The sequence below is a fragment of the Pseudomonas guangdongensis genome, from assembly GCF_900105885.1.
Taxonomy (GTDB): domain Bacteria; phylum Pseudomonadota; class Gammaproteobacteria; order Pseudomonadales; family Pseudomonadaceae; genus Geopseudomonas; species Geopseudomonas guangdongensis.
Genome location: NZ_LT629780.1, coordinates 124,137 through 145,811 on the forward strand (window position 1 = coordinate 124,137; position 21,675 = coordinate 145,811).

Below are 21,675 nucleotides of genomic sequence, written 5' to 3' on the forward strand. Positions count from 1 at the left end.
CTAGCCCGGCACGCGGCGGATCTTCGCACCGAGGAGCTGCAATTTCTCCTCGATGCACTCGTAGCCGCGGTCGATGTGGTAGATGCGGTCGATCAGCGTCTCGCCGTCGGCCACCAGCGCAGCGATCACCAGGCTGGCGGAGGCGCGCAGGTCGGTGGCCATCACCGGAGCGGCCTTGAGACGGGGCACGCCACTGACGATGGCGGTGTTGCCCTCGATCTGGATCTGCGCGCCCATGCGCTGCATCTCCAGCACGTGCATGAAGCGGTTCTCGAAGATGGTCTCGATCACCGTGCCGGTGCCCTCGGCCACCGCGTTCATGGCGATGAACTGCGCCTGCATGTCGGTGGGGAACGCCGGATAGGGCGCGGTGCGGATGTTCACCGCCTTGGGCCGCTTGCCCTTCATGTCCAGCTCGATCCAGTCCTCGCCGGTGGTGATCTCGGCGCCGGCCTCCTGGAGCTTGAGCAGCACCGCTTCGAGGATGGTCGGATCGGTGTCCTTGAGCTTGACCCGGCCACGGGTCGCTGCGGCGGCGACCAGGAAGGTGCCGGTCTCGATACGGTCGGGCATCACCGCGTAGCTGGTGCCACCCAGACGCGGCACGCCGTCGACGGTGATGGTCGAGGTACCGGCACCCTGGATCTTGGCGCCCATGGCGATCAGCATGTTGGCCAGATCGACCACCTCCGGCTCGCGCGCGGCGTTTTCCAGCACGCTGCGGCCGTTGGCCAGAGTCGCGGCCATCAGGATGTTCTCGGTACCGGTGACGCTGACGGTGTCGAAGCAGAAGTGCGCGCCGCGCAGGCCGCCCTCGGGGGCGCGGGCCTTGATGTAGCCGCCATCGACGTCGATGATCGCGCCCATCGCCTCAAGCCCGCGGATGTGCAGGTCGACCGGGCGGGTGCCGATGGCGCAGCCGCCGGGCAGCGCCACTTCGGCCTGGCCGAAGCGGGCGACCATCGGGCCGAGCACCAGGATCGAGGCGCGCATGGTCTTGACCAGCTCGTAGGGCGCCACCAGGGTCTTGATGGTGGTGGCGTCGACCTCGACGTCGAGCTTCTCGTTGATCACCGGCTGCACGCCCATGCGACCGAACAGCTCGATCATGGTGGTGATGTCGTGCAGGTGCGGCAGGTTGCGCACGGTGACCGGCTCGTCGGCCAGCAGGGTGGCGGCGAGGATCGGCAGGGCCGAGTTCTTCGCGCCGGAAATGCGGATTTCCCCGTCGATCGGGGCGCCGCCGGTGATGATCAGTTTGTCCATTGGGTTGTCTCGGTCACCGGCGCTCAGGCGCGCTCGGCCCAGGCGGCCTGGGTGAAGAAGTTCATGGTCACGGCGTGGATGCTGCCATCGGCGATCCACTCGTTGAGATGGGCGTAGACCTGTTGCTGGCGCTTGACCGGGCGGAGCGCGGCGAGATCGTCGCTGATCAGGTTCAGCTGGAAATCGCAGCCCTGCCCTTCGACCACCACGCGGGTGCCGGGCAAATGCGCTTCCAGGTGGCGTTTGACGTCTTCAGCCTGCATAACTCAACCTCGATGGGGACCTGCTGGAACGGGCGGCCATCATACAAAAAAGCCCCGCCGGCTGCGAATCCCGCGGCCAGCGGGGACTCAGTCGGCCAGCGGCAGCAGTTCGAGCAGACCGTAGACCTCGGCGACCTGGCGCAGGTCGGCGGGCAGGTTGCAAATCCGCAGACGCTTGCCGGTGGCCTGGGCGTCGCGCAGCAGACAGAGCAGCAGCGACAGGCCGACGCTGCTGCTCTGCTCGATGCCGGCGCAGTCCAGCGTCACCTCCGCCGCGACGCCGGCGGCCAGCAGACGCCGCGCGGCGCCGCGCAGCTCGGCGCCGACATGCATGTCGATCACCCCGCGCAGGGCCAGCCCGCCCTCCAGCGCATGCAGCTCGCCGCGCATCAGCGGGCGCCCTGCGCTTCGACCGTCTGGCGCGAGCGCGCCACGGTATCGCCCCAGGTGGCGATCACCCGGTCGAGGTCGTTGCGGTTGTTGCGCATGGCGTCGGCGAACTGGTCACGGAACAGCTTGCCGATGTTGATGCCGTTGACGATCACGTTGCGCACCATCCAGCGCCCCTGCTGCTGCACCATGGTGTAGCTCAGCGGGTAGACAGCGCCGTTGCGGCCGACGATCTCCATGTTCACCGAGGCTCGCCCCGGCTCGCGCTCGGGCGCCACCGGCAGCATGCGGATCTCCTGGTTCTCGTATTCGAGCAGGGCGTTGCCGTAGAACTGCATCAGGCTGCGCTTGAAGCTGTCCTGGAAGGCTTGCATCTGCGCCGGCGAGGCGCTGCGACTGTAGCGCACGGTCATCACCCCGCGGGCGAAGCCGTCGAAGTCGACCACCGGCGCCAGGATGCGGTCGAGGCTCTGGTAGAAGGCCTCGGGATCCTGACGGAACAGCTCGCGGCGCGAATTCAGCTCGCCGAGCACCTGGTCGATGGTGCCTTGCACCACCTGGTGGGGCGTCGTGGTCGTGGCCAGCGCCGGCAGGGAAAGAGCGGCCAGCAGCAACAGCAGGCCGCGACGCAGGAACTTGAGCATGGGTGTTCTCCTCAGGGCTGAGCAGGTTCTTTGTTCACGGAGTTGAGCAGGAACTTGCCGATCAGGTCTTCCAGCACCAGCGCCGACTGGGTGTCGCGGATCACGCCGCCGTCCTTGAGCACCTCGTCCTCGCCGCCGATGCTGATGCCGATGTATTTCTCGCCGAGCAAGCCGGCGGTAAGGATCGACGCGGTGGAGTCGACCGGCAGGTTGTCGACGCGCTGATCGAGCTCCATGGTCACCCGCCCCATGAAGCTTTCGTGATCGAGATCGACCGCCACCACCTTGCCGATGGTCACCCCGGCCATGGTCACCTTGGCCCGTGCGCTGACGCCGGCGGTGTTGTCGAAGTAGGCATAGACGCGATAGGTGTCCTGCGCCGCACCAAGGCTCAGGCCACTGACGCGCAGCGCCAGCAGCAGCAGGGCCAGCAGGCCGGCGAGGAGGAACAGGCCGACGCCGATTTCCAGGGAACGCGTTTGCATCAGAAGTCTCCAAACATCAGAGCGGTAAGGATGAAGTCGAGGCCGAGCACGGCCAGCGAGGCGTAGACCACGGTGCGGGTGGTGGCGCGGCTGATGCCCTCGGAAGTCGGTTCGCAGTCGTAGCCCTGGAACACCGCGATCCAGGTCACCACCACGGCGAACACCAGGCTCTTGATGATGCCGTTGAGCACATCGCCCTGGAATTCCACGCTGCGCTGCATGTTGCCCCAGTAGGAGCCCTCGTAGACCCCCAGCCAGTCCACCGCGACCATCGCCCCACCCCAGATGCCGACCACGGTGAAGATCGCCGAGAGCAGCGGCATGGAGATGAAGCCGGCCCACAGCCGCGGGGCGATGATGTACTTCAGCGGATCGACGCCGATCATCTCCAGGCTGGAGAGCTGCTCGGTGGACTTCATGTTGCCGATCTCGGCGGCCAGCGCCGAACCGGCGCGCCCGGCGAACAGCAGCGCGGTGACCACCGGCCCCAGCTCGCGCAGCAGGGTCAGGGCGACCATCTGGCCGACCGCCTCCTCGGAGGCGAAGTCGACCAGGATGTTGTAACCCTGCAGGGCCAGCACCATGCCGATGAAGATGCCGGAGACGATGATGATCGCCAGCGACAGTACGCCCACCGCCCACAGCTGCTTGACCAGCAGCTGCAGGAAGCTGCCGGCGCCGTTGCGACCGAACAGGGCATGTACCAGGAACAACACCGAGCGTCCGAGCGCCTGCAGTACGTCGAGCCCGGCGCGACCGAACAAGCGTACCCGTTCGAGGGAGGAAATCTTGCGCATCAGGATTCCCCCAGCAGGTCGCGCCGGTAGTCCGGCGCCGGGAAGTGGAACGGCACAGGGCCGTCGGCGACGCCTTTCATGAACTGGCGGATGCGCGGATTGTCCGACGCCATCAGCTCGGCCGGCGTGCCCTGGCCAAGCACCTGGCCGTCGCCCACCACATAGAGGTAGTCGGCGATGCTGGCGGTCTCCACCAGATCGTGGGACACCACGATACTGGTCAGCCCCAGGGCATCGTTGAGCAGGCGGATCAGCCGCACCAGCACGCCCATGGCGATCGGGTCCTGGCCGACGAAGGGCTCGTCGTACATGAGGATCTGCGGATCGAGGGCGATCGCCCGGGCCAGCGCCACGCGGCGCTTCATGCCGCCGGACAGCTCGTCAGGCATCAGCTCGATGGCGCCGCGCAGGCCGACCGCCTGCAGCTTCATCAGCACGATGTCGCGAATCATCTCCTCGGGCAGATCGGTGTGCACGCGCAGCGGAAAGGCGACGTTCTCGAACACGTCGAGATCGGTGAACAGCGCGCCGCTCTGGAACAGCACGCCCATCTGCTTGCGCAGGTCGAACAGTTCGCTGCGCGACAGTCCCGGCAGGTTGTGACCGTTGACGATCACCTGGCCGCTGGCCGGGCGCAGCTGCGCGCCGATCAGCCGTAGCAGAGTGGTCTTGCCGCACCCAGACGGCCCCATGATCCCGGTCACCTTGCCGCGCGGAAAGGCCAGATCCACGTTATCGAAGATGGCGCGCGAGCCGCGCCTGAAGGTCACTCCCTTCAGCTCGACGGCATACGCATTGTCGCTGGTCATCGGAACTCCTTGCGTGACAGCCTTCCGTGCAGACGCCGGCCGACCGGCTTGGGACACCTGACGAACGGTGGCCGAATGGGCGCGCACTATAGCACCCGCCTCGACGACACCCCAAGGCAGCCGCGCGAGCGGCATCGGCAGGTGATGAGCCGAAGCGACTTTAGCGTTATAATGCGCGGCTTCCCCGCAAGCCGACCCTGTGCCATGCCGCATACGCCCGCTTTCATCGAATCCGCCCGGCGCACCATCCGCCTCGAACTGGACGCCGTCAACGACCTGCTCGCGCGCATCGACGGCGACTTCGTGCGCGCCTGCGAACTGCTGCTGGCCTGCAAGGGCCGCGTGGTGGTGGTCGGCATGGGCAAGTCCGGACACATCGGCAACAAGATCGCCGCCACCCTGGCCAGCACCGGCACTCCGGCGTTCTTCGTCCACCCGGCCGAGGCCAGCCACGGCGACATGGGCATGATCACCCGCGACGACGTGGTGCTGGCGCTGTCCAACTCCGGCAGCACCGCCGAGATCGTCACCCTGTTGCCGCTGATCAAGCGCCTGGGCATCACCCTGGTGAGCATGACCGGCAACCCCGACTCGCCGCTGGCCCAGGCCGCCGAGGTCAACCTCGACGCCCGCGTGGCTGCCGAGGCCTGCCCGCTGAATCTGGCGCCGACCTCCTCGACCACCGTGTCGCTGGTCCTCGGCGACGCACTGGCCATCGCCCTGCTGGAAGCCCGCGGCTTTACCGCCGAAGACTTCGCCTTCTCCCATCCCGGCGGCGCACTCGGCAGACGCCTGCTGCTCAAGGTCGAACACATCATGCACGGTGGCGACAGCCTACCCTGCGTACCGCGCGGCACCTCGCTGCGCGAGACCCTGCTGGAGATGACCCGCAAGGGCCTGGGCATGACGGTGATCACCGAGCCCGACGGCCGTCTGGCCGGAATCTTCACCGACGGCGACCTGCGCCGCGCACTGGATCGCGGCGTCGACGTGCGTGACGCACAGATCGACGCACTGATGACCGTCGGCGGCAAGAGCGTACGTCCGGAGATGCTCGCCGCCGAGGCACTGAAGATCATGGAAGACCACAAAATCAGCGCCGTGGTGGTACTCGACGCCGACCAGCGCGCCATCGGCGCCCTCAACATGCATGACCTGCTGCGCGCCGGAGTGATGTGAATGAATGACGATCTGCTGCAACGCGCCCGCGCCATCCGCCTGGCAGTCTTCGACGTCGACGGCGTGCTGACCGACGGCAAGCTGTACTTCCTGCCCGAAGGCGGCGAGTTCAAGACCTTCAACACGCTCGACGGCCACGGCATCAAGATGCTGATCGCCTCCGGCGTGCGCACCGCGATCATCAGCGGGCGGCAGAGCCCGGTGGTCGAACGGCGCGCCGCCAACCTCGGCATCCAGCACCTCTACCAGGGGCGCGAAGACAAGCTGGTGGTGCTCGATCAGCTGCTCGCCGAACTGGGCCTCGACCACGAGCAGGTCGCCTACCTGGGCGACGACCTGCCCGACCTGCCGGTGATCCGCCGGGTCGGTCTGGGCATGGCCGTGGCCAGCGCCGCCTCTTTCGTCCGCCAGCATGCTCATGGCGTCACCGTGGCACGCGGCGGCGAAGGCGCCGCCCGCGAGTTCTGCGAACTGATCATGCACGCCCAAGGCAGCCTGGAGGCGGCTCAGGCCGCCTACCTGTGAGCGGAGCGCACATGAATCGCACCCTGCGCCTGGCCCTGCCGCTGGCAGTACTGGCAGTCCTGCTGGCGGCCATCGGCTACTGGAACATCCGCCCGGAAAGCTTCATGGAGCGCCGCAGCGCGGCGCCGGGCGAAAACGCCATCGACTTCTATGTTGAGAACGCTCGCAGCGTACAGTTCCAAGCCGACGGCACCCTGCACTACCGGATGAGCGCCGAACGCCTCGAACACCTGCAGACCACCGACGTCACCCACCTGACCCGTCCCGACCTTCATCTCTATCGCGGCAGCGAATACCCTTGGCGGGTACAGAGCCTGCGCGGCGAGGTGCTGCCCGGCGGCCAGCAGGTCGAGCTGCTCGACGAGGTACGCGTGGCGCGCACCGACGCCAAGGGGCGACCGACCATTCTCACCAGCAGCCACCTGAGCGTATTCCCCGAACGCGAATACGCCGAAACCGCTACCGCGGTACGCATCGAGGCCGCCAACGGCGTGACCACCGCAACCGGGCTGCAGGCCTATATCAAGGACGGCAGGATGATCCTGCCGGCAAACGTGCGAGGACAGCATGAGCTCCGTTAACTCCCGATCCCTTATCTTCGCTCTGGGCCTGCTGCTGTCCAGCACCTGCGTCTTCGCGCTGCCCTCCGACCGCGACCAGCCGATCCGCGTGCAGGCCGACAGCGCCGAACTGGACGATGCCAAGGGCGTGGCGGTCTATCGTGGCGGCGTGGTGATCACCCAGGGCACCCTGAAGATCACCGGCGACACCGTGACCATCACCCAGGACAGCAACGGCGACATCGAGGTGTTCACCTCGGTGGGCAAGCCGGCCTACTACGAGCAGCAGCCGGCCGAAAACAAGCAGCTGGTCCAGGCCTATGGCCTGACCATCCAGTACTTCGCCGCCAACGAGCGCATCGTGCTGATCGACCAGGCCAAGGTGGTACAGGAAGGCAACACCTTCGAGGGCGAGAAGATCGTCTACGACACCCGCCGCCAGATCGTCAACGCCGGCCGCGCCACCGGCAGCAATCTCAGCACGCCGCGTCCGCGCATCGACATGGTGATCCAGCCGCGCAAGAAGACCGAGGAGCAGAGCGCGCCATGAGCACCCTGACCGCCCAGCACCTGGCCAAGAGCTACAAGGGTCGACAGGTCGTCCGCGACGTCAGCCTGTCGATCGACAGCGGACAGATCGTCGGCCTGCTTGGCCCCAACGGCGCCGGCAAGACCACCTGTTTCTACATGATCGTCGGCCTGGTGCGCGCCGATCAGGGCCGCGTACTGATCGACGAGCAGGACGTCACCCAGCTGCCGATGCACGGCCGCGCCCGCGCCGGCATCGGCTACCTGCCCCAGGAAGCATCGATCTTCCGCAAGCTGACGGTGGCCGACAACATCCTGGCGATCCTCGAAACCCGCAAGGATCTCGACCGCGCAGCGCGCCGCGCGGCGCTGGAGGATCTGCTGCAGGAATTCCACATCAGCCATATTCGCGACAACCTCGGCATGAGCCTGTCCGGCGGCGAACGGCGCCGCGTGGAAATCGCCCGTGCCCTGGCCAGCAATCCGAAGTTCATCCTCCTCGACGAACCCTTCGCCGGGGTCGATCCGATCTCGGTCGGCGACATCAAGCAGATCATCCATCACCTGAAGAATCGCGGCATCGGCGTGCTGATCACCGACCACAACGTGCGCGAAACCCTGGATATATGCGAGACCGCCTACATCGTCAACGCCGGCCAGCTGATCGCCGAAGGCGACGCCGAGAGCATCCTCGCCAACCAGCTGGTCAAGGACGTCTACCTCGGTCACGAGTTCCGTCTCTGAAGCCTGGCGGCCTGGCAAGGACGCCGGGCACCCGCAGCCATGGGCGCACCCTAGGCAAGCAAGCCCCTGCTGGGCATATAATTTGCTAAATAGCGGCGCCTCGGCGTCCGGCAGTGGACGGCGCAGCCGCGCCGGCAGACCCCAAGGGCACATTCCCGGCATGAAACACTCGCTAGTCCTCAAGATGGGCCAGCAGCTGACGATGACTCCGCAGCTGCAACAAGCCATTCGCCTGCTGCAATTGTCGACCCTCGACCTGCAGCAGGAAATCCAGGAAGCCCTCGACTCCAACCCGATGCTCGAACGCCAGGAAGACGGCGACGACTTCGACAACAATGACCCGCTGGCGGAAAAAGAGTCGAGTCCCAGCCTCGGCGCTCACGACAGCAGCACCAACCACAGCGAGCGCACCCCCGACAGCCTCGACGAAGCCGACCAGTGGGGCGAGCGGATTCCCAGCGAGCTGCCGGTTGATACCGCCTGGGAAGACATCTACCAGACCAGCGCCAGCAGCCTGCCGGCCAGCGATGACGACGACTGGGACTTCACCGCCCGCACCTCCTCCGGCGAAAGCCTGCAGAGCCACCTGCTCTGGCAACTCAATCTCTCGCCGATGAGCGACAGCGACCGACTGATCGCGATGTCGATCATCGATGCCATCAATACCGATGGATACCTGGAGGAAACCCTCGAGGAGATCCTCGACTCCCTCGACCCGGAACTGGGCATCGAGCTGGACGAAGTGGAAATGGTCCTGCACCGCGTGCAGCAATTCGAGCCGCTGGGCATCGGCGCGCGCGACCTCAGCGAATGCCTGCTGCTGCAGCTCAAGCAACTGCCGGCCGGCACGCCCTGGCTGGAGGAGGCGCAGCGCGTGGCGCGCGAGCACCTCGACCTGCTTGGCAGCCGCGACTATGCCCAGCTGATGCGCCGCCTGCGGATCAAGGAAGACGACCTACGCCAGGTGATCGAACTGATCCAGCGCCTGCATCCGCGCCCCGGCGCGCAGATCGAGTCCAGCGAAGCGGAATACGTGGTCCCCGACGTGATCGTGCGCAAGGACAACGAGCGCTGGCTGGTCGAGCTCAATCCCGACGCCATGCCGCGCCTGCGAGTCAACCCGCACTATGCCGGTCTGGTGCGCCGCGCCGACTCCAGCGCCGACAACATCTTCATGCGCAACCAGCTGCAGGAGGCTCGCTGGTTCATCAAGAGCCTGCTCAGCCGCAACGAGACGCTGATGAAAGTCGCCAGCGAGATCGTCACCCAGCAGCGCGGCTTCCTCGAATACGGCGAGGAGGCCATGAAGCCGCTGGTTCTGCACGACATCGCCGAAGCGGTGGGCATGCACGAGTCGACCATCTCGCGGGTCACCACGCAGAAATACATGCATACGCCACGGGGCATTTTCGAACTCAAATACTTCTTTTCCAGCCATGTCAGCACCACCGAAGGCGGCGAATGCTCCTCCACCGCGATCCGCGCCATCATCAAAAAGCTGGTTGCCGCGGAAAATCCCAAAAAGCCATTGAGCGACAGCAAGATCGCTGGTTTACTGGAGGCACAGGGAATTCAGGTGGCACGCAGGACCATAGCCAAGTATCGGGAATCACTGGGAATTGCCCCCTCTAGCGAGCGCAAGCGCCTGGTGTGAGAAGATCACAAGAAAAGACATTCCACGGCAGGTACATCGACCTGCCGGTTATGCGGCAATAAGGAGAAGCGGTATGCAAGTCAATATCAGTGGCCAACACCTGGAAGTGACCGACGCCCTGCGCGACTATGTCCACGAGAAATTCGACCGACTGGCGCGCCATTTTGACAAGATCACCAATGTTCAGGTGATCATGCAGGTGGAGAAACTGAAGCAGAAAATCGAAGCGACTCTGCACATTGCCGGCGGCGAAGTGGTTGCCAATGCCGAGCACGAAGATATGTACGCCGCCATCGATTTGCTCGCCGACAAACTTGATCGTCAACTGATCAAGCACAAGGAAAAGCAGATCGCTCGCGAGCAGGGTACTGCCGCCCGCTGACCACTCGCCACTACTCTCCGATGATCCGACTAGAGCACATCCTGACCCCCGGCCGTTCCCAGGTGAACGTGCCGGGTGGCAGCAAAAAACGCGTTCTCGAGCAGATCGCCAACCTCGTGGCCCGGGATATTCCCGGGCTCGACGCACATGACATCTTCGAAAGCCTGGTCGCCCGCGAAAAGCTCGGCTCCACCGGCTTCGGCAATGGTATCGCCATTCCCCACTGCCGCCTGGCCGGATGTTCGGTTCCGGTCAGCGCCCTGCTGCGCCTGGATGCGCCGGTCGACTTCGACGCCATCGACGGCGCGCCGGTAGACCTGCTATTCGTCCTGCTGGTCCCCGAGGCTGCCACCGAGGAGCATCTGGAGCTGCTGCGCCAGATCGCCGGACTGCTCGACCGCGCCGAGGTGCGCGAGCGCCTGCGCCAGGCACAGGACGGCTTCGACCTGTATCAGGTGGTGCTCGATACCGTGGACGGGCACTGACGCCATGCGCCTGGTCATCGTCAGCGGACGCTCGGGGTCGGGCAAGAGCACCGCGCTGGCCGTGCTCGAAGACAATGGCTTCTACTGCATCGACAACCTACCGGCCAGCCTGCTGCCGGATCTGGCCGAACGCGCCCTGCTGCACACCGAGCTCCTGCGCCCGCAGGTGGCCGTATCGATCGATGCGCGCAACCTGCCCAGCCAGCTCAAGCGCTTCCCCGAACTGCTCGAACAGCTGCGCCAGCGCAACATCCAGTGCGACGTGCTCTATCTGGACGCCGACAACGCCACCCTGCTCAAGCGCTTCTCGGAAACCCGCCGCCGCCACCCGCTGACCGACGAACACCGCTCGCTGGCCGAAGCCATCGACGACGAAACCCTGCTGCTCGGCAGCATCGCCGACCTGGCCGACCTGAAGATCGACACCGCCAACCTCAACCTGTACCAGCTGCGCGACAGCATCAAGCTGCGCCTGCTGGACAAGCCCGATGCCGGCACCGCCTTTCTGATCGAATCCTTCGGCTTCAAACGCGGCATGCCGGTCGACGCCGACCTGGTATTCGATGTGCGCTGCCTGCCCAATCCCTACTGGAAGCCGGACCTGCGCGACTACAGCGGCCTGGACGAGCCGGTGCGCGAATACCTGGCCGCCCAGGCGGATGTCGAGGAAATGTACCAGGACATCTTCGCCCACCTGGACAAGTGGCTGCCGCGCTTCGCCGCCAGCAACCGCGCCTACGTCACCGTGGCCATCGGCTGCACGGGTGGCCATCACCGCTCGGTCTACCTGGCCGAACGCTTGGGACACGCCCTGCGCGAGCGCCTGCAGAACGTGCAGACCCGCCACCGCGACCTCAAATAGACAGAGCCCATAGCGCGATGCCAGCCTGCGACATCACCATCATCAACAAGCTCGGCCTGCACGCCCGTGCCGCCGCCAAGTTCGTCGGCGTGGCCGGGCGCTACCCCTGCCAGGTGCGCGTCGGCCGCTCGGCGCAGAGCCTGGTCGACGGCAAGAGCATCATGTCGGTGATGATGCTGGCCGCCGGCAAGGGCACCTCGATCCACCTGCACACCGAAGGCGAGCAGGAGCAGGAAGCCCTGCAGGCCCTGCAGGCCCTGATCAACGACTACTTCGAGGAAGGCGAGTAGCTTCTCTCGGCTACTACGCACGCCGGCGCGCCAGCAGGCCGCCGAGCATGCCGCTGACGCAGCCGGCCAGCAGGCCGCCGACGTGCGCGGCGTTGGCGATCTGGCCCAGGCCCAGCGCGCCGATCAGTCCGGACAGGCAGACCAGCAACCAGGCCAGCATCAGGCCGACCACGCCCGGCGGCAGCCGGTAGTGCGCGCAGGGCGCCAGACGCTGGAACAGCCAGCAGTGGCCGAGCAGGCCGTAGAGCACGCCGGACAGGCCGCCGAAGATCGACGGGCCGCCGAACAGGTACTGGGCGAGGTTGGACACCAGGCTGAACAGCAGGCTCAGGCCGAGCAGCATCAAACTGCCCTGGCGCGCCTCGATGCGCCGGCCCAGCTCCCAGAACCACAGGCTGTTCATCGCCAGATGCAGCACGCCGAAATGCACCAGCATCGGCGTGAACAGCCGCCACCACTGGCCGGCGGCCAGGCTGTCGGTGACCGGCAGGAACCAGGCGTAGTCGCCCTGCACGCGGAAATCGTTGAAGGCCAGCCAGGCGACCCGTTCGAGGTTGTCGCCGAAGCCGCTGAGCAGCGCCACCAACAGGCTGGCCAGCAGCACCAGGGCGGTCACCGGCCAGTTCCGCGTCCCGGCCAGCAGGCGCGCCGGCGAGACCGCGACACCAAGCGGCGGGCGCCGCTCGCCGGCCTCGCCGCTGCCCTCGGGATAGCGCGCGTAGAGTTCGCGCACCCGTTCGGCCAGCTGCGCATCGGGCACCCAGAGCACCTGCTCGCCGGATTCCTCGCTGACCCGGTGCGGCACGCCGAGGCGCAGCAGCAGGCCGACGAAGGCCCCCAGGTCGGTGTCCAGCGGCAGGCGCAGGGCGACGACCGCGCTCATGTATCCAGCCCCATGCCGCCGCCGACCTCGACCCAGAAGAATTTGTGCGGTTCCAGGCGGGTTTCCTCGTCGAGCCGGTAGGCCACCAGCTTGCCGCGGCGCACCGCGCTGTAGTCCAGGCAGGCCAGGTTGGGACGCAGCGGCCCGGGGGTGCCGCGGCACCAGTAGTGGCCGACGAACAGCAGCGGCTCGGCGTCGCCGTAGCGCAGCAGCGCCGCCTTCTGCGCGTTGGACAGCGGCAGGCTGGCCACCTCGTCGGGCAGCGCATCGGGCTGGAAGACGATGTCGCCGTAGGTCTTGGGATCCTCCTCCCAGAACTTGGTGCGGAACACCGAGCGGGTGAAGCCGTCGCTGCTGGTCAGGGTCAGGCCGCGCGGCAGCGGCATGTCGATGCCGCGCAACAGGCGCTGGAAGCAGTGCGCGGCGAAGCTCTGCAGATCGCCGGCCTGCTGGACGAAGGCGCGGTCGACGCGGGCGTCGGGGTAGTCGCGCAGCAGGCGTTCGATCACCCCGGCATCCCAGCAGGCATGTACCAGGCGGAAGCGCCCGGCGTCCACGCACAGCGGCAGGGTCTGGAACCAGGTGAGGAAGTCGCGCCAGTCGCCGGGATGGCCTTCGAGCTGCGCCAGGGTCTCGCGGATCAGCCGCTCGTGGCGCGGCACGTGCTCGCGCACGTAGCGCCGCCCGCTGCCGGGCAGCGCCGGGGTGCTCCAGCCCAGCGCGTACCACTCATGGTTGCCCATCAGGCACAGCGCCTGGCCGGCCTCGACCATGTCGTGGACCAGGTGCAAGGTCTCGCGGATGTGCGGGCCGCGGTCGACCAGATCGCCGAGGAACACCGCCATACGCTGCGGGTGACGCCAGACGCCGGCCACGCGCCGGTAGCCGAGCCCGGCCAGCAGCCGCTCCAAGGCGCGCGCGCAGCCGTGGATGTCGCCGATCAGGTCGTAGCCGCGAGCCGGGTCGAGCAACACTACTCGTGCCCCCCGAGACGACTGCCCCAGCCCAGCTTGGTGCGGCAGATCTCGTAGTAGTTGTGCCCGACCGGGTGGATCAGCTGCAGCTTCTGCACCTTCTTACGGATGGTCAGGGTGTCGCCCGGCGCGCAGGTGAAGTGGTTCTGGCCGTCGCAGGACACCTGTGGGTAGATCTGCAGGTTGGGCGAGACCACCACCTTCAGTTCGCTGTTGCCGTCCACCACGATCGGCCGGCTGGACAGGGTGTGCGGATACATCGGCACGATGACGATGGCGTCCAGCTTGGGATGCATGATCGGCCCGCCTGCCGACAGCGCGTAGGCGGTGGAGCCGGTGGGGGTGGCGACGATCAGGCCGTCGGACTTCTGGCTGCAGACGAACTGGCCGTTGATGTACAGCTCGAACTCGATCATCCGCGTCGACTTGCCGGGGTGCAGCACCACATCGTTGAGCGCGTCGCTCTGGCCGATGAGCTCGTCGCCGCGGCGCACCAGGCCTTCGAGCAGGAAGCGGCTCTCCATCAGGTAGCGACCTTCGAGCACCTCGCTGACCTTGGCCTCCAGCTCGTCGGGGCGGATGTCGGTGAGAAAGCCCAGGCTGCCGCGGTTGATGCCCAGCACCGGGGTGCCGTGGCGGGCCATGGCACGCGCCGCGCCGAGCAGGCTGCCGTCGCCGCCGACCACGATCACCAGATCGCAGATCTCGCCCATCAGCTTGCGGGTGCAGGTCTGCATGCCGTGGCCGGGCAGCATCTCGGCGATGCTGTCTTCGAGGATCACATGCAGGTGCCGCTCGACCAGGAAACGCTTGAGGCGACGGATGGTGTCGAGCACCTGCGAGCTGCCCAGGCGCCCGATGATGCCAATGTTGCGAAATTGCTCCATGAGAACCTGCCGGCTTCAGTCTGCGAAAGCCCGGATTATGGAGGATGCGCCGAGGGCCGGGCAAACCGGGGCAAGCCAGCGCTGACCGCGCCGCGACAAGCCGCGCTCCGACACCGCCACACCGGCTGCGCGCGGCCCTGCGACGAGCCTTTCGCGCAGGCCGCCGCGGCCGGCGCAACTGCTATGCTCGGCCCATGAACCCGTTCGCCGTCCTCGCCGACCTGCCCGCCCGTCTGCAGCACCCGCAGGTGCGCGACCTGGCCTGGGTGCTGTGCAGCCCGCCGCTGCTGGCCCGTTACGACGGCCTGATCCCCCGCCACCCGCTGCGGGCCAGCGCCTGGGCCGCCGCACCGCAGCGCCTGGAGCGCTGGCTGCAGGCCCTCGACCGCGCCCCGCAGGCACTGCTCGCCAGCCTGCCAGCACTGCACGGCAACCGCCTGGGCCGCTACTACGAGGAACTCTGGCAGTTCGCCCTGCGCCAGGCGCCGGACGTGCGCCTACTGGCCGCCAACCTCGCGGTGCGCGACAACGGCAACACCCTAGGCGAGCTGGACCTGCTGCTGGAGGACGACGAAGGTCTGCAGCACATCGAGCTGGCGGTGAAGTTCTACCTCGGTCCGCCACATGGCGACGGCCGCGCCCTCGACGCCTGGCTCGGCCCCGGCCGGCACGACCGCCTCGACCTCAAGCTCGCCCACCTGCGCCGGCACCAGCTGCCGCTGGCGCGCCGCGCCGAAACCCGCGCGCTGCTGCAGGCGTTCAGCGCGCGCACGCCGCAGTCCAGCCTGTGGCTGGGCGGCTACCTGTTCTACCCCTGGGGGCACGCCTGCAGCGCGCCGGCCGTGGCCAGCGCCGATCACCTGCGCGGCCGCTGGCTGGGGCGCAGCCAGTGGGCGAGCCACCCGGCCGCTGCCGACGAGCACTGGCAGCCGCTGACGCGCCTGAGCTGGCTGGCACCGGCGCGCTTCGCCGCGGCGAATCTGGCACAGGCACCCTTCGCCGACTGGCTGCAGGCGCTGCCCGCCGACGCCGAGCCGCGTCTGCTGGTGCGTCTGCGTCAGGACGCGCAGGGCGCCTGGCAGGAGTGCGAGCGGCTGTTCCTGGTCAGCGATCGCTGGACGGAGTGAGTCCGGCCAGCGCCTGCAGACGCGCCTCCAGGGCGCGACGACCCTGCAGGCCGCCGCTGTGGACCGCGACGATGCGGCTGCCGGCGGCAATCTCGCCGCGCGCCAGCGCCTCGCGCAGAGCCAGCAGCAGCTTGCCGGTGTACAGCGGCTCCAGCGCCACCCCAGTCTCGCGCTCGAAATCGAGGATCAGCCGGGCCAGCTCGCCGTCGAGCCGGGCGAAACCGCCGCGACTGGCATCGCGCAGCCGCCAGCGGCCGTCCGCGCCCTGGCCGGCCTGGGCGAGCAGCCGCTGCAGGGTCTCGGCCACGCCGTGGTCGGCCGGCACCGCCAGACAGCCGACCACCGGATGGCGCCCCGCTTCGCCCAGCACCAGGCCGGCCAGCGTGGTGCCGGTGCCGGCGGCCACCCACAGTTGCTGGTAATCGTCCCAGCCCAGCACGCCCAGGCCCTGGCCGATCAGCTCAACCAGCCCGGCGCAGGACTGCGCCGCCGCCAGGCTCGCGCCACCTTCCTCGACCGTGACGAAGCCCGGATAGCGCTGCCGCCAGGCATCCCAGAAGTCCGCGCGGTGGCGCTGCCGATAACCGGCGTAGCCCAGCCAGTGCAGGCGCATGCCGAAGGCCGCAAGATCGCGCACCGTCGGGGTGTCCTGGGGCTCGCCGCGCAGCAGGCCGACGCTGGCCAGCCCGAAACGCGCTCCGGCGACGGCCAGCGCATGCAGATGGTTGGAGTGCGCGCCGCCCAGGCTGATCAGCCCCGGCGCCCCCAGGCGGCGCGCCTCGATCAGGTGCGGAGCCAGCTTGTACCACTTGTTGCCGCTGAGCAGTGGGTCGACGAGGTCCAGGCGCAGCAGCGCCAACTCGACGCCGGCCGCTTCCAGCCAGGCGCAGGAGACCCGCTGCAGGGGCGCCGGCGGCGCCTGCCAGAGCGCCGTCACAGCCCGGCCGCCAGGCGCGTGCCCTGGGCGATAGCGCGCTTGGCGTCCAGCTCGGCGGCGATCTCGGCGCCGCCCACCAGATGCACCCGCTGGCCGGCGGCGCGCAGGCCGTCGAGCAGCTCGCGGCGCGGCTCCTGGCCAGCGCACAGCACCACATTGTCCACCGCCAGCAGACGCACCTCGCCGTCGACGCGCAGGTGCAGACCGGCATCGTCGATGCCCAGGTACTCGACGCCGCCGAGCATTTCCACCCCGCGCCGCGCCAGGCTGCTGCGATGGATCCAGCCGGTGGTCTTGCCCAACCCGGCGCCGGGCCGGCCGGCCTTGCGCTGCAGCAACCAGACCTGGCGCGCCGGCGCCGGCGGCACCGGAGACACTCCGGCCACCCCGCCGCGCGCCGTCAGCTGCGGGTCGATGCCCCATTCGCGCCAGAACGCCGCGACCTCCAGACTGCTCGATGGCCCCTCCTGGGTGAGCAGCGTGCAGACGTCGAAGCCGATGCCGCCGGCGCCGATCACCGCCACCCGCGCGCCGAGCGGGCGCAGACCGAGGATCGCCTCGATATAACCGAGCACCCGGGGATGCTCGATGCCGGGAATCGCCGGCCGGCGCGGCAGCACGCCGGTGGCCAGGACGATGTCGTCGAAACCGCCCCGCACCAGCTCGCCGACCTCGGCGCGCCGGCCCAGACGCTGCTCGACGCCCAGCAGCTCCAGCTGGCGGCGGAAATAGCGCAGGGTCTCGGCGAATTCCTCCTTGCCGGGAATCCGCCGCGCCAGGTTGAACTGCCCGCCGATCTGCGCCTCGGCCTCGAACAGGGTCACCGCATGGCCGCGCTGCGCCGCCACGCAGGCCGCCGCCAGCCCGGCAGGTCCGGCGCCGACCACCGCGATGCGCTTGCGCTGCGGCGCCGCGACGACGTTCAGCTCGGTCTCGTGGCAGGCCCGCGGATTGACCAGGCAACTGCTCAGCCGGCCGGCGAAGGTGTGGTCCAGGCAGGCCTGGTTGCAGCCGATGCAGGTGTTGATCTCGTCGCTGCGCCCGCTCGCCGCCTTGGCGACGAACTCGGGATCAGCGAGCAGCGGGCGGGCCATCGACACCAGATCGGCGCAGCCGTCGGCGAGCACCTGCTCGGCGATCTCGGGACTGTTGATCCGGTTGGTGGCGATCAGCGGAATGCCCACCGCCCCGCGCAGCCGCGCGGTGACTCGGGCGAAGGCGGCGCGCGGCACGCTGGTGGCGATGGTCGGAATCCGCGCTTCGTGCCAGCCGATGCCGGTGTTGAGCAGGCTGGCGCCGGCCTGTTCGACCGCCTGGGCGAGCTGCACGACCTCCTCCCAGCTGCTGCCGTCCTCGATCAAATCGAGCATCGACAGGCGGTAGATGAGCAGGAAGTCCGTGCCCACCGCCGCGCGGATGCGCCGCACGATCTCCACCGCCAGGCGCATGCGGTTGGCGTAGCTGCCGCCCCAGCGGTCGCTGCGCCGGTTGCTGCGGGTCACCAGGAACTGGTTGATCAGGTAGCCTTCCGAGCCCATCACCTCGACGCCATCGTAGCCGGCCTCGCGGGCCAGACAGGCGCAGTTGACGAAGTCGGCGATCTGCCGCTCGATGCCGGCCTCGTCCAGCTCGCGCGGCACGAAAGGGTTGATCGGCGCCTGGACGGCGCTGGGCGCCACCAGTTGCGGGTGATAGGCGTAGCGCCCGGCATGCAGGATCTGCAGGCAGATGCGCGACCCGGCGTCGTGTACCGCGGCGGTCAGCGGACGGTGACGGGCCGCTTCCTCCGCGGTGGACAGGATCGCCGCCCCGGCGTGCAGCGCCCCTTCGGCGTTCGGTGCGATGCCGCCGGTGACCATCAGACCGACGCCGCACCGCGCCCGCTCGACGAAGTAGGCGGCCAGCCGGGCGAAACCCTGCGGGCACTCCTCCAGACCGGTGTGCATCGAGCCCATCAGCACCCGGTTGGGCAAGGTGAGGTGGCCCAGGTCGAGCGGAGCCATCAGGTGTGGATAACGGGAAGTGCTCATCGACGATCTCCTGGCGCGGGCGCCGCTTGCGGTTGCGTGGCTGCGACCATAGGCCGAGTCGACCTCGCAACTCAACGCACAGCGGGCCGGAGATGAACGCCGCCCCAGAAAAGCACAACCCCGGCCGGCGCAGAGCGCCGGTCGGGGTTGGGTGTCGCGGCGTCGGGTGCCGCGAAGTGCGACGCCTGCAGCCCGTCGGGGCTGCAGGCGGTTACCGGATGGGGGGTTACAGTTCGGTGGCGTCTTCGGCCAGGTCCGGGCAATCGCGCTCGGCTTCGCGGCGGGCCAGCAGTTCTTCTTGATAGTCTTCCATGGAATTTCCTCTTGCTCTGATTGTTCGCGCTCTTGGACACGAGTATCAGGCTAAAGATTCCCGGTGACGAAAAGATGAATGTTTCAGAAAGTTAAAAAGCCCTTCGAGATCGCTCTCGAAGGGCTTTCGATATGGCGCAGTGGACGGGACTCGAACCCGCGACCCCCGGCGTGACAGGCCGGTATTCTAACCGACTGAACTACCACTGCGCGTCGGTTGGACTTTCGTCCGTAGAACTCTTTGCAACTGGCTGCAGGTGTTTTCACTTGCAGCTGTGAACCCCCCCGTGGGCGATTCCCGAGATATGGCGCAGTGGACGGGACTCGAACCCGCGACCCCCGGCGTGACAGGCCGGTATTCTAACCGACTGAACTACCACTGCGCGTCGGCCGGACTTACGTCCTAATACTTCATTGCATTGCAAGGCTTGGTGGCTGATGACGGGATCGAACCGCCGACCCCCTGCGTGTGATGCAGGTGCTCTCCCAGCTGAGCTAATCAGCCATTACCGTTTGCCTTGCGACGGGGGCGAACTTTACGCACGCACCGAAGCTAAGTCAACAGCCCACAAGGATTTTTTTCATTTTCCGGGAAAATCGCGGCGCCCTCCTCCGGCGACTCAGTGCGGATAGATCATCCGCCGGCTCATGCCGCCGTCGACCACGAACTCCTGGCCAGTGACGAAGCCGGCCTGCGGCGATAGCAGCCAGGCCACCAGCGCGGCGACGTCCTCGACGCTGCCGACCCGTCCGGCCGGATGCTGGGCATGCTCGTCGGCCGACAACGGCGCGGCGCGCTGCGCCGAGAGATCGCGGGCGTCGATCCAGCCGGGGCTGACCGCATTGACCCGCACCTCCGGGCCGAGGCTGATCGCCAGTGCATGGGTCAGCGCCAGCAGACCGCCCTTGCTGGCCGCATAGGCCTCGCTGTCCGGCTCGGACTGGTGGGCGCGGGTCGAGGCGATGTTGACGATCGCCCCGCCACTGGCACGCAGGTAGGGCGCGCAGGCCCGCGCCAGCAGCAACGGGCCGCTCAGGTTGACCGCCAGCACGCGGTTCCAGTGCGCCAGGTCGAGGCTTTCCAGCGGTGCATGGTGGGGCTCGGCCAGCGCCGCGTTGCTGACCAGCGCGTCGAGTCGACCGAACTGGCCGAGCACCTCGGCGACGCACTCGCCCACCTGGCGCTCGTCGGCGACATCCAGGCGCAGGAACCAGGCCTGCTCGCCCAGTGCCTGGGCCACGCGGGCGCCGCGCGCACGATCGATATCGGCGAGCACCACCTGCCAGCCCTCGGCGACCAGCCAGGCGGCGATGCCCAGGCCGATGCCGCGGGCCGCGCCGCTGACCAGCGCCACCGGCCGCGCGCCCTCGACGCGCAGCTCCATTACAGCGCCGCCAGGCCGCGGGCCAGGTCGGCCTTGATGTCGTCGAGGTCTTCCAGGCCGACCGCCACGCGGATCAGACTGTCGCCGATCCCCGCCGCCGCACGCGCCTCGGGGCTCAGGCGACCGTGGGAGGTGCTGGCCGGATGGGCGATGGTGGTCTTGGTGTCGCCCAGGTTGGTGGTGATCGAGATCATCCGGGTAGCGTCGATCACCGCCCAGGCAGCGGCCCTGCCGCCGGCGACCTCGAAACTGACCACCGCGCCGAAGCCCTTCTGCTGCCGCTTGGCCAGCTCGTGCTGCGGGTGGCTGGGCAGCCCGGCGTAGTGGACCCGCGTCACCTGCGGCTGCTGCTCCAGCCACTCGGCCAGCGCCTGGGCGCTGGCGCAGTGGGCCTGCATGCGCACCTTGAGGGTTTCCAGGCCCTTGAGGAACAGCCAGGCGTTGAACGGGCTGAGGGTCGGCCCCGCGGTGCGCAGGAAGCCGACCACTTCCTGCATCAGCTTGGCGCTGCCGGCGACCACGCCGCCCAGGCAGCGGCCCTGACCGTCGATGTACTTGGTCGCCGAGTGGATGACGATGTCGGCGCCGAGCCTGAGCGGCTGCTGCAGCACCGGGGTGCAGAAGCAGTTGTCCACCGCGAGCAGCGCGCCACGGGCGTGGGCGACCTCGGCCAGCGCGGCGATGTCGACCAGCTCGGCCAGCGGGTTGGACGGCGACTCGACGATGAACAGTTTGGTGCTGGGCTTGCAGGCGGCGGCCCAGGCGTCCAGGTCGGCCAGCGGCGGATAGTCCACCTCGATGCCGAAGCGCTTGAAGTACTTGTCGAACAGGCTGATGGTCGAGCCGAACACGCTGCGCGACACCAGCACGTGGTCGCCGGCGCTGCACAGGCTCATCACCATGGCGAGGATGGCGCCCATGCCGGAGGCGGCGGCGACCGCCTGCTCGGCGCCTTCCAGGGCGGCGATGCGCTCCTCGAAGGTGCGTACCGTGGGGTTGGTGTAGCGCGAATAGACGTTACCCGGCTGCTCGCCGGCGAAGCGCGCGGCGGCGTCGGCGGCGCTGCGGAACACGTAGCTGGAGGTCATGAACAGGGCTTCGCCGTGCTCGCCCTCCGGGCTGCGGTGCTGCCCGGCGCGCACCGCCAGGGTGTCGAAGCCGGCGCCGTCGAGGTCGCTGTCGAGCCTTCCGGCCTGCCATTCTTGAGTCATTTGAGCCTTCTCCTCGGCGTGGCGGGAGCAGGCTGCGAGGCTGGCTGCGGCCGCCGCCGGTCAGGT

The 21,675-nt window shown here is 68.1% G+C and carries 25 protein-coding genes and 3 tRNA genes; 11 read left to right on the forward strand and 17 right to left on the reverse strand.

All coding sequences use genetic code 11. The annotated features are described in order from the left end of the window. The 7 genes from murA to BLU22_RS00670 all read right to left on the reverse strand — a co-directional run bounded on the left by murA (window position 1) and on the right by BLU22_RS00670 (window position 4,654). The gene (gene murA / locus BLU22_RS00640; protein ID WP_090211361.1) at window positions 1-1,266 is read right to left on the reverse strand and encodes a UDP-N-acetylglucosamine 1-carboxyvinyltransferase; all 1,266 of its coding nucleotides are present in this window, start codon (window positions 1,264-1,266) and stop codon (window positions 1-3) included. Window positions 1,267-1,289: 23 nt separating this feature from the next. Continuing rightward, window positions 1,290-1,529, reverse strand: coding sequence for a BolA family protein (locus BLU22_RS00645; RefSeq protein ID WP_090211362.1), 240 nt, complete (start codon window positions 1,527-1,529; stop codon window positions 1,290-1,292). Window positions 1,530-1,616: 87 nt separating this feature from the next. Next, on the reverse strand, window positions 1,617-1,919 hold the full coding sequence (locus tag BLU22_RS00650; RefSeq protein WP_090211364.1) for an STAS domain-containing protein: 303 nt from the start codon (window positions 1,917-1,919) through the stop codon (window positions 1,617-1,619). After that, window positions 1,919-2,563, reverse strand: coding sequence for an MlaC/ttg2D family ABC transporter substrate-binding protein (locus BLU22_RS00655; protein ID WP_090211366.1), 645 nt, complete (start codon window positions 2,561-2,563; stop codon window positions 1,919-1,921). The genes BLU22_RS00650 and BLU22_RS00655 overlap by 1 nt, the downstream gene beginning before the upstream one ends. Before the next feature lie 11 nt (window positions 2,564-2,574). After that, window positions 2,575-3,048: an outer membrane lipid asymmetry maintenance protein MlaD gene (gene mlaD, locus BLU22_RS00660; RefSeq protein WP_090211367.1), complete on the reverse strand. Its 474-nt coding sequence runs from the start codon at window positions 3,046-3,048 to the stop codon at window positions 2,575-2,577. Continuing rightward, window positions 3,048-3,845 carry a lipid asymmetry maintenance ABC transporter permease subunit MlaE gene (gene mlaE / locus BLU22_RS00665; protein ID WP_090211369.1) on the reverse strand — a complete coding sequence of 266 codons (798 nt, stop codon included), beginning with the start codon at window positions 3,843-3,845 and terminating at the stop codon, window positions 3,048-3,050. The genes mlaD and mlaE overlap by 1 nt, the downstream gene beginning before the upstream one ends. Then, complete coding sequence (locus tag BLU22_RS00670) at window positions 3,845-4,654, reverse strand: ATP-binding cassette domain-containing protein (protein ID WP_090211371.1); 810 nt, start codon at window positions 4,652-4,654, stop codon at window positions 3,845-3,847. Before BLU22_RS00670 ends, mlaE begins: the two co-directional genes overlap by 1 nt. Before the next feature lie 204 nt (window positions 4,655-4,858). On the opposite strand from BLU22_RS00670, the gene BLU22_RS00675 reads away from it, so the two are divergent. The 10 genes from BLU22_RS00675 to BLU22_RS00720 all read left to right on the forward strand — a co-directional run bounded on the left by BLU22_RS00675 (window position 4,859) and on the right by BLU22_RS00720 (window position 11,863). Next, window positions 4,859-5,833 carry a KpsF/GutQ family sugar-phosphate isomerase gene (locus BLU22_RS00675; protein WP_173867162.1) on the forward strand — a complete coding sequence of 325 codons (975 nt, stop codon included), beginning with the start codon at window positions 4,859-4,861 and terminating at the stop codon, window positions 5,831-5,833. After that, complete coding sequence (locus BLU22_RS00680; protein WP_090211372.1) at window positions 5,834-6,358, forward strand: KdsC family phosphatase; 525 nt, start codon at window positions 5,834-5,836, stop codon at window positions 6,356-6,358. A gap of 11 nt (window positions 6,359-6,369) precedes the next feature. Further along, a complete protein-coding gene (lptC, locus tag BLU22_RS00685; RefSeq protein WP_090211374.1) occupies window positions 6,370-6,939 on the forward strand; it encodes an LPS export ABC transporter periplasmic protein LptC in 570 nt (189 codons plus the stop codon). Beyond that, window positions 6,926-7,468 carry a lipopolysaccharide transport periplasmic protein LptA gene (lptA, locus tag BLU22_RS00690; RefSeq protein ID WP_090211375.1) on the forward strand — a complete coding sequence of 181 codons (543 nt, stop codon included), beginning with the start codon at window positions 6,926-6,928 and terminating at the stop codon, window positions 7,466-7,468. Before lptC ends, lptA begins: the two co-directional genes overlap by 14 nt. Continuing rightward, window positions 7,465-8,190, forward strand: a complete 726-nt coding sequence (gene lptB, locus BLU22_RS00695; RefSeq protein WP_090211377.1) for an LPS export ABC transporter ATP-binding protein — start codon at window positions 7,465-7,467, stop codon at window positions 8,188-8,190. Before lptA ends, lptB begins: the two co-directional genes overlap by 4 nt. Before the next feature lie 160 nt (window positions 8,191-8,350). Then, entirely contained in the window at window positions 8,351-9,844 is a 1,494-nt protein-coding gene (locus BLU22_RS00700) for an RNA polymerase factor sigma-54 (RefSeq protein WP_090211379.1), read from the forward strand. Between the two features lie 73 nt (window positions 9,845-9,917). Then, window positions 9,918-10,226, forward strand: coding sequence for a ribosome hibernation-promoting factor, HPF/YfiA family (hpf, locus tag BLU22_RS00705; protein WP_090211380.1), 309 nt, complete (start codon window positions 9,918-9,920; stop codon window positions 10,224-10,226). 20 nt (window positions 10,227-10,246) lie between these two features. Further along, window positions 10,247-10,711 (forward strand): PTS IIA-like nitrogen regulatory protein PtsN, encoded by a 465-nt coding sequence (gene ptsN, locus BLU22_RS00710; RefSeq protein ID WP_090211382.1) that lies wholly within the window; start codon window positions 10,247-10,249, stop codon window positions 10,709-10,711. A 4-nt stretch (window positions 10,712-10,715) separates the two neighbouring features. Further along, the gene (gene rapZ / locus BLU22_RS00715) at window positions 10,716-11,573 is read left to right on the forward strand and encodes an RNase adapter RapZ (protein ID WP_090211383.1); all 858 of its coding nucleotides are present in this window, start codon (window positions 10,716-10,718) and stop codon (window positions 11,571-11,573) included. Window positions 11,574-11,590: 17 nt separating this feature from the next. Next, on the forward strand, window positions 11,591-11,863 hold the full coding sequence (locus tag BLU22_RS00720) for an HPr family phosphocarrier protein (RefSeq protein ID WP_090211386.1): 273 nt from the start codon (window positions 11,591-11,593) through the stop codon (window positions 11,861-11,863). A 13-nt stretch (window positions 11,864-11,876) separates the two neighbouring features. Here the strand turns inward: BLU22_RS00720 and BLU22_RS00725 are convergent, their stop codons facing one another. Genes BLU22_RS00725 through BLU22_RS00735 form a run of 3 tightly spaced genes read right to left on the reverse strand, consistent with a single transcriptional unit; the run spans window position 11,877 to window position 14,607 of the window. Then, entirely contained in the window at window positions 11,877-12,746 is an 870-nt protein-coding gene (locus BLU22_RS00725) for a rhomboid family intramembrane serine protease (RefSeq protein WP_090211388.1), read from the reverse strand. Beyond that, entirely contained in the window at window positions 12,743-13,717 is a 975-nt protein-coding gene (locus BLU22_RS00730; RefSeq protein ID WP_090211389.1) for a metallophosphoesterase, read from the reverse strand. Before BLU22_RS00730 ends, BLU22_RS00725 begins: the two co-directional genes overlap by 4 nt. Window positions 13,718-13,719: 2 nt before the next feature. Further along, the gene (locus BLU22_RS00735) at window positions 13,720-14,607 is read right to left on the reverse strand and encodes an NAD(+) kinase (protein ID WP_090211391.1); all 888 of its coding nucleotides are present in this window, start codon (window positions 14,605-14,607) and stop codon (window positions 13,720-13,722) included. 194 nt (window positions 14,608-14,801) lie between these two features. Between BLU22_RS00735 and BLU22_RS00740 the strand changes: the two genes are divergently transcribed. After that, window positions 14,802-15,734 (forward strand): DUF1853 family protein, encoded by a 933-nt coding sequence (locus BLU22_RS00740; RefSeq protein ID WP_090211392.1) that lies wholly within the window; start codon window positions 14,802-14,804, stop codon window positions 15,732-15,734. Here the strand turns inward: BLU22_RS00740 and BLU22_RS00745 are convergent. From BLU22_RS00745 to BLU22_RS00775, 7 genes are all read right to left on the reverse strand, one after another. Further along, the gene (locus BLU22_RS00745) at window positions 15,712-16,671 is read right to left on the reverse strand and encodes a 1-aminocyclopropane-1-carboxylate deaminase/D-cysteine desulfhydrase (RefSeq protein ID WP_394327532.1); all 960 of its coding nucleotides are present in this window, start codon (window positions 16,669-16,671) and stop codon (window positions 15,712-15,714) included. The genes BLU22_RS00740 and BLU22_RS00745 overlap by 23 nt on opposite strands. Further along, complete coding sequence (locus tag BLU22_RS00750) at window positions 16,668-18,701, reverse strand: NADPH-dependent 2,4-dienoyl-CoA reductase (RefSeq protein ID WP_090211394.1); 2,034 nt, start codon at window positions 18,699-18,701, stop codon at window positions 16,668-16,670. The genes BLU22_RS00745 and BLU22_RS00750 overlap by 4 nt, the downstream gene beginning before the upstream one ends. 445 nt (window positions 18,702-19,146) lie before the next feature. Beyond that, window positions 19,147-19,223: transfer RNA gene (locus BLU22_RS00755), tRNA-Asp, on the reverse strand. Between the two features lie 96 nt (window positions 19,224-19,319). Continuing rightward, window positions 19,320-19,396: transfer RNA gene (locus tag BLU22_RS00760), tRNA-Asp, on the reverse strand. A 46-nt stretch (window positions 19,397-19,442) separates the two neighbouring features. Then, a tRNA-Val gene (locus tag BLU22_RS00765) sits at window positions 19,443-19,518 on the reverse strand. Window positions 19,519-19,633: 115 nt separating this feature from the next. Continuing rightward, on the reverse strand, window positions 19,634-20,398 hold the full coding sequence (locus tag BLU22_RS00770) for an SDR family oxidoreductase (protein WP_090211395.1): 765 nt from the start codon (window positions 20,396-20,398) through the stop codon (window positions 19,634-19,636). Beyond that, entirely contained in the window at window positions 20,398-21,609 is a 1,212-nt protein-coding gene (locus BLU22_RS00775) for an O-succinylhomoserine sulfhydrylase (RefSeq protein WP_090211396.1), read from the reverse strand. Before BLU22_RS00775 ends, BLU22_RS00770 begins: the two co-directional genes overlap by 1 nt. Window positions 21,610-21,675 lie beyond the last annotated feature (66 nt).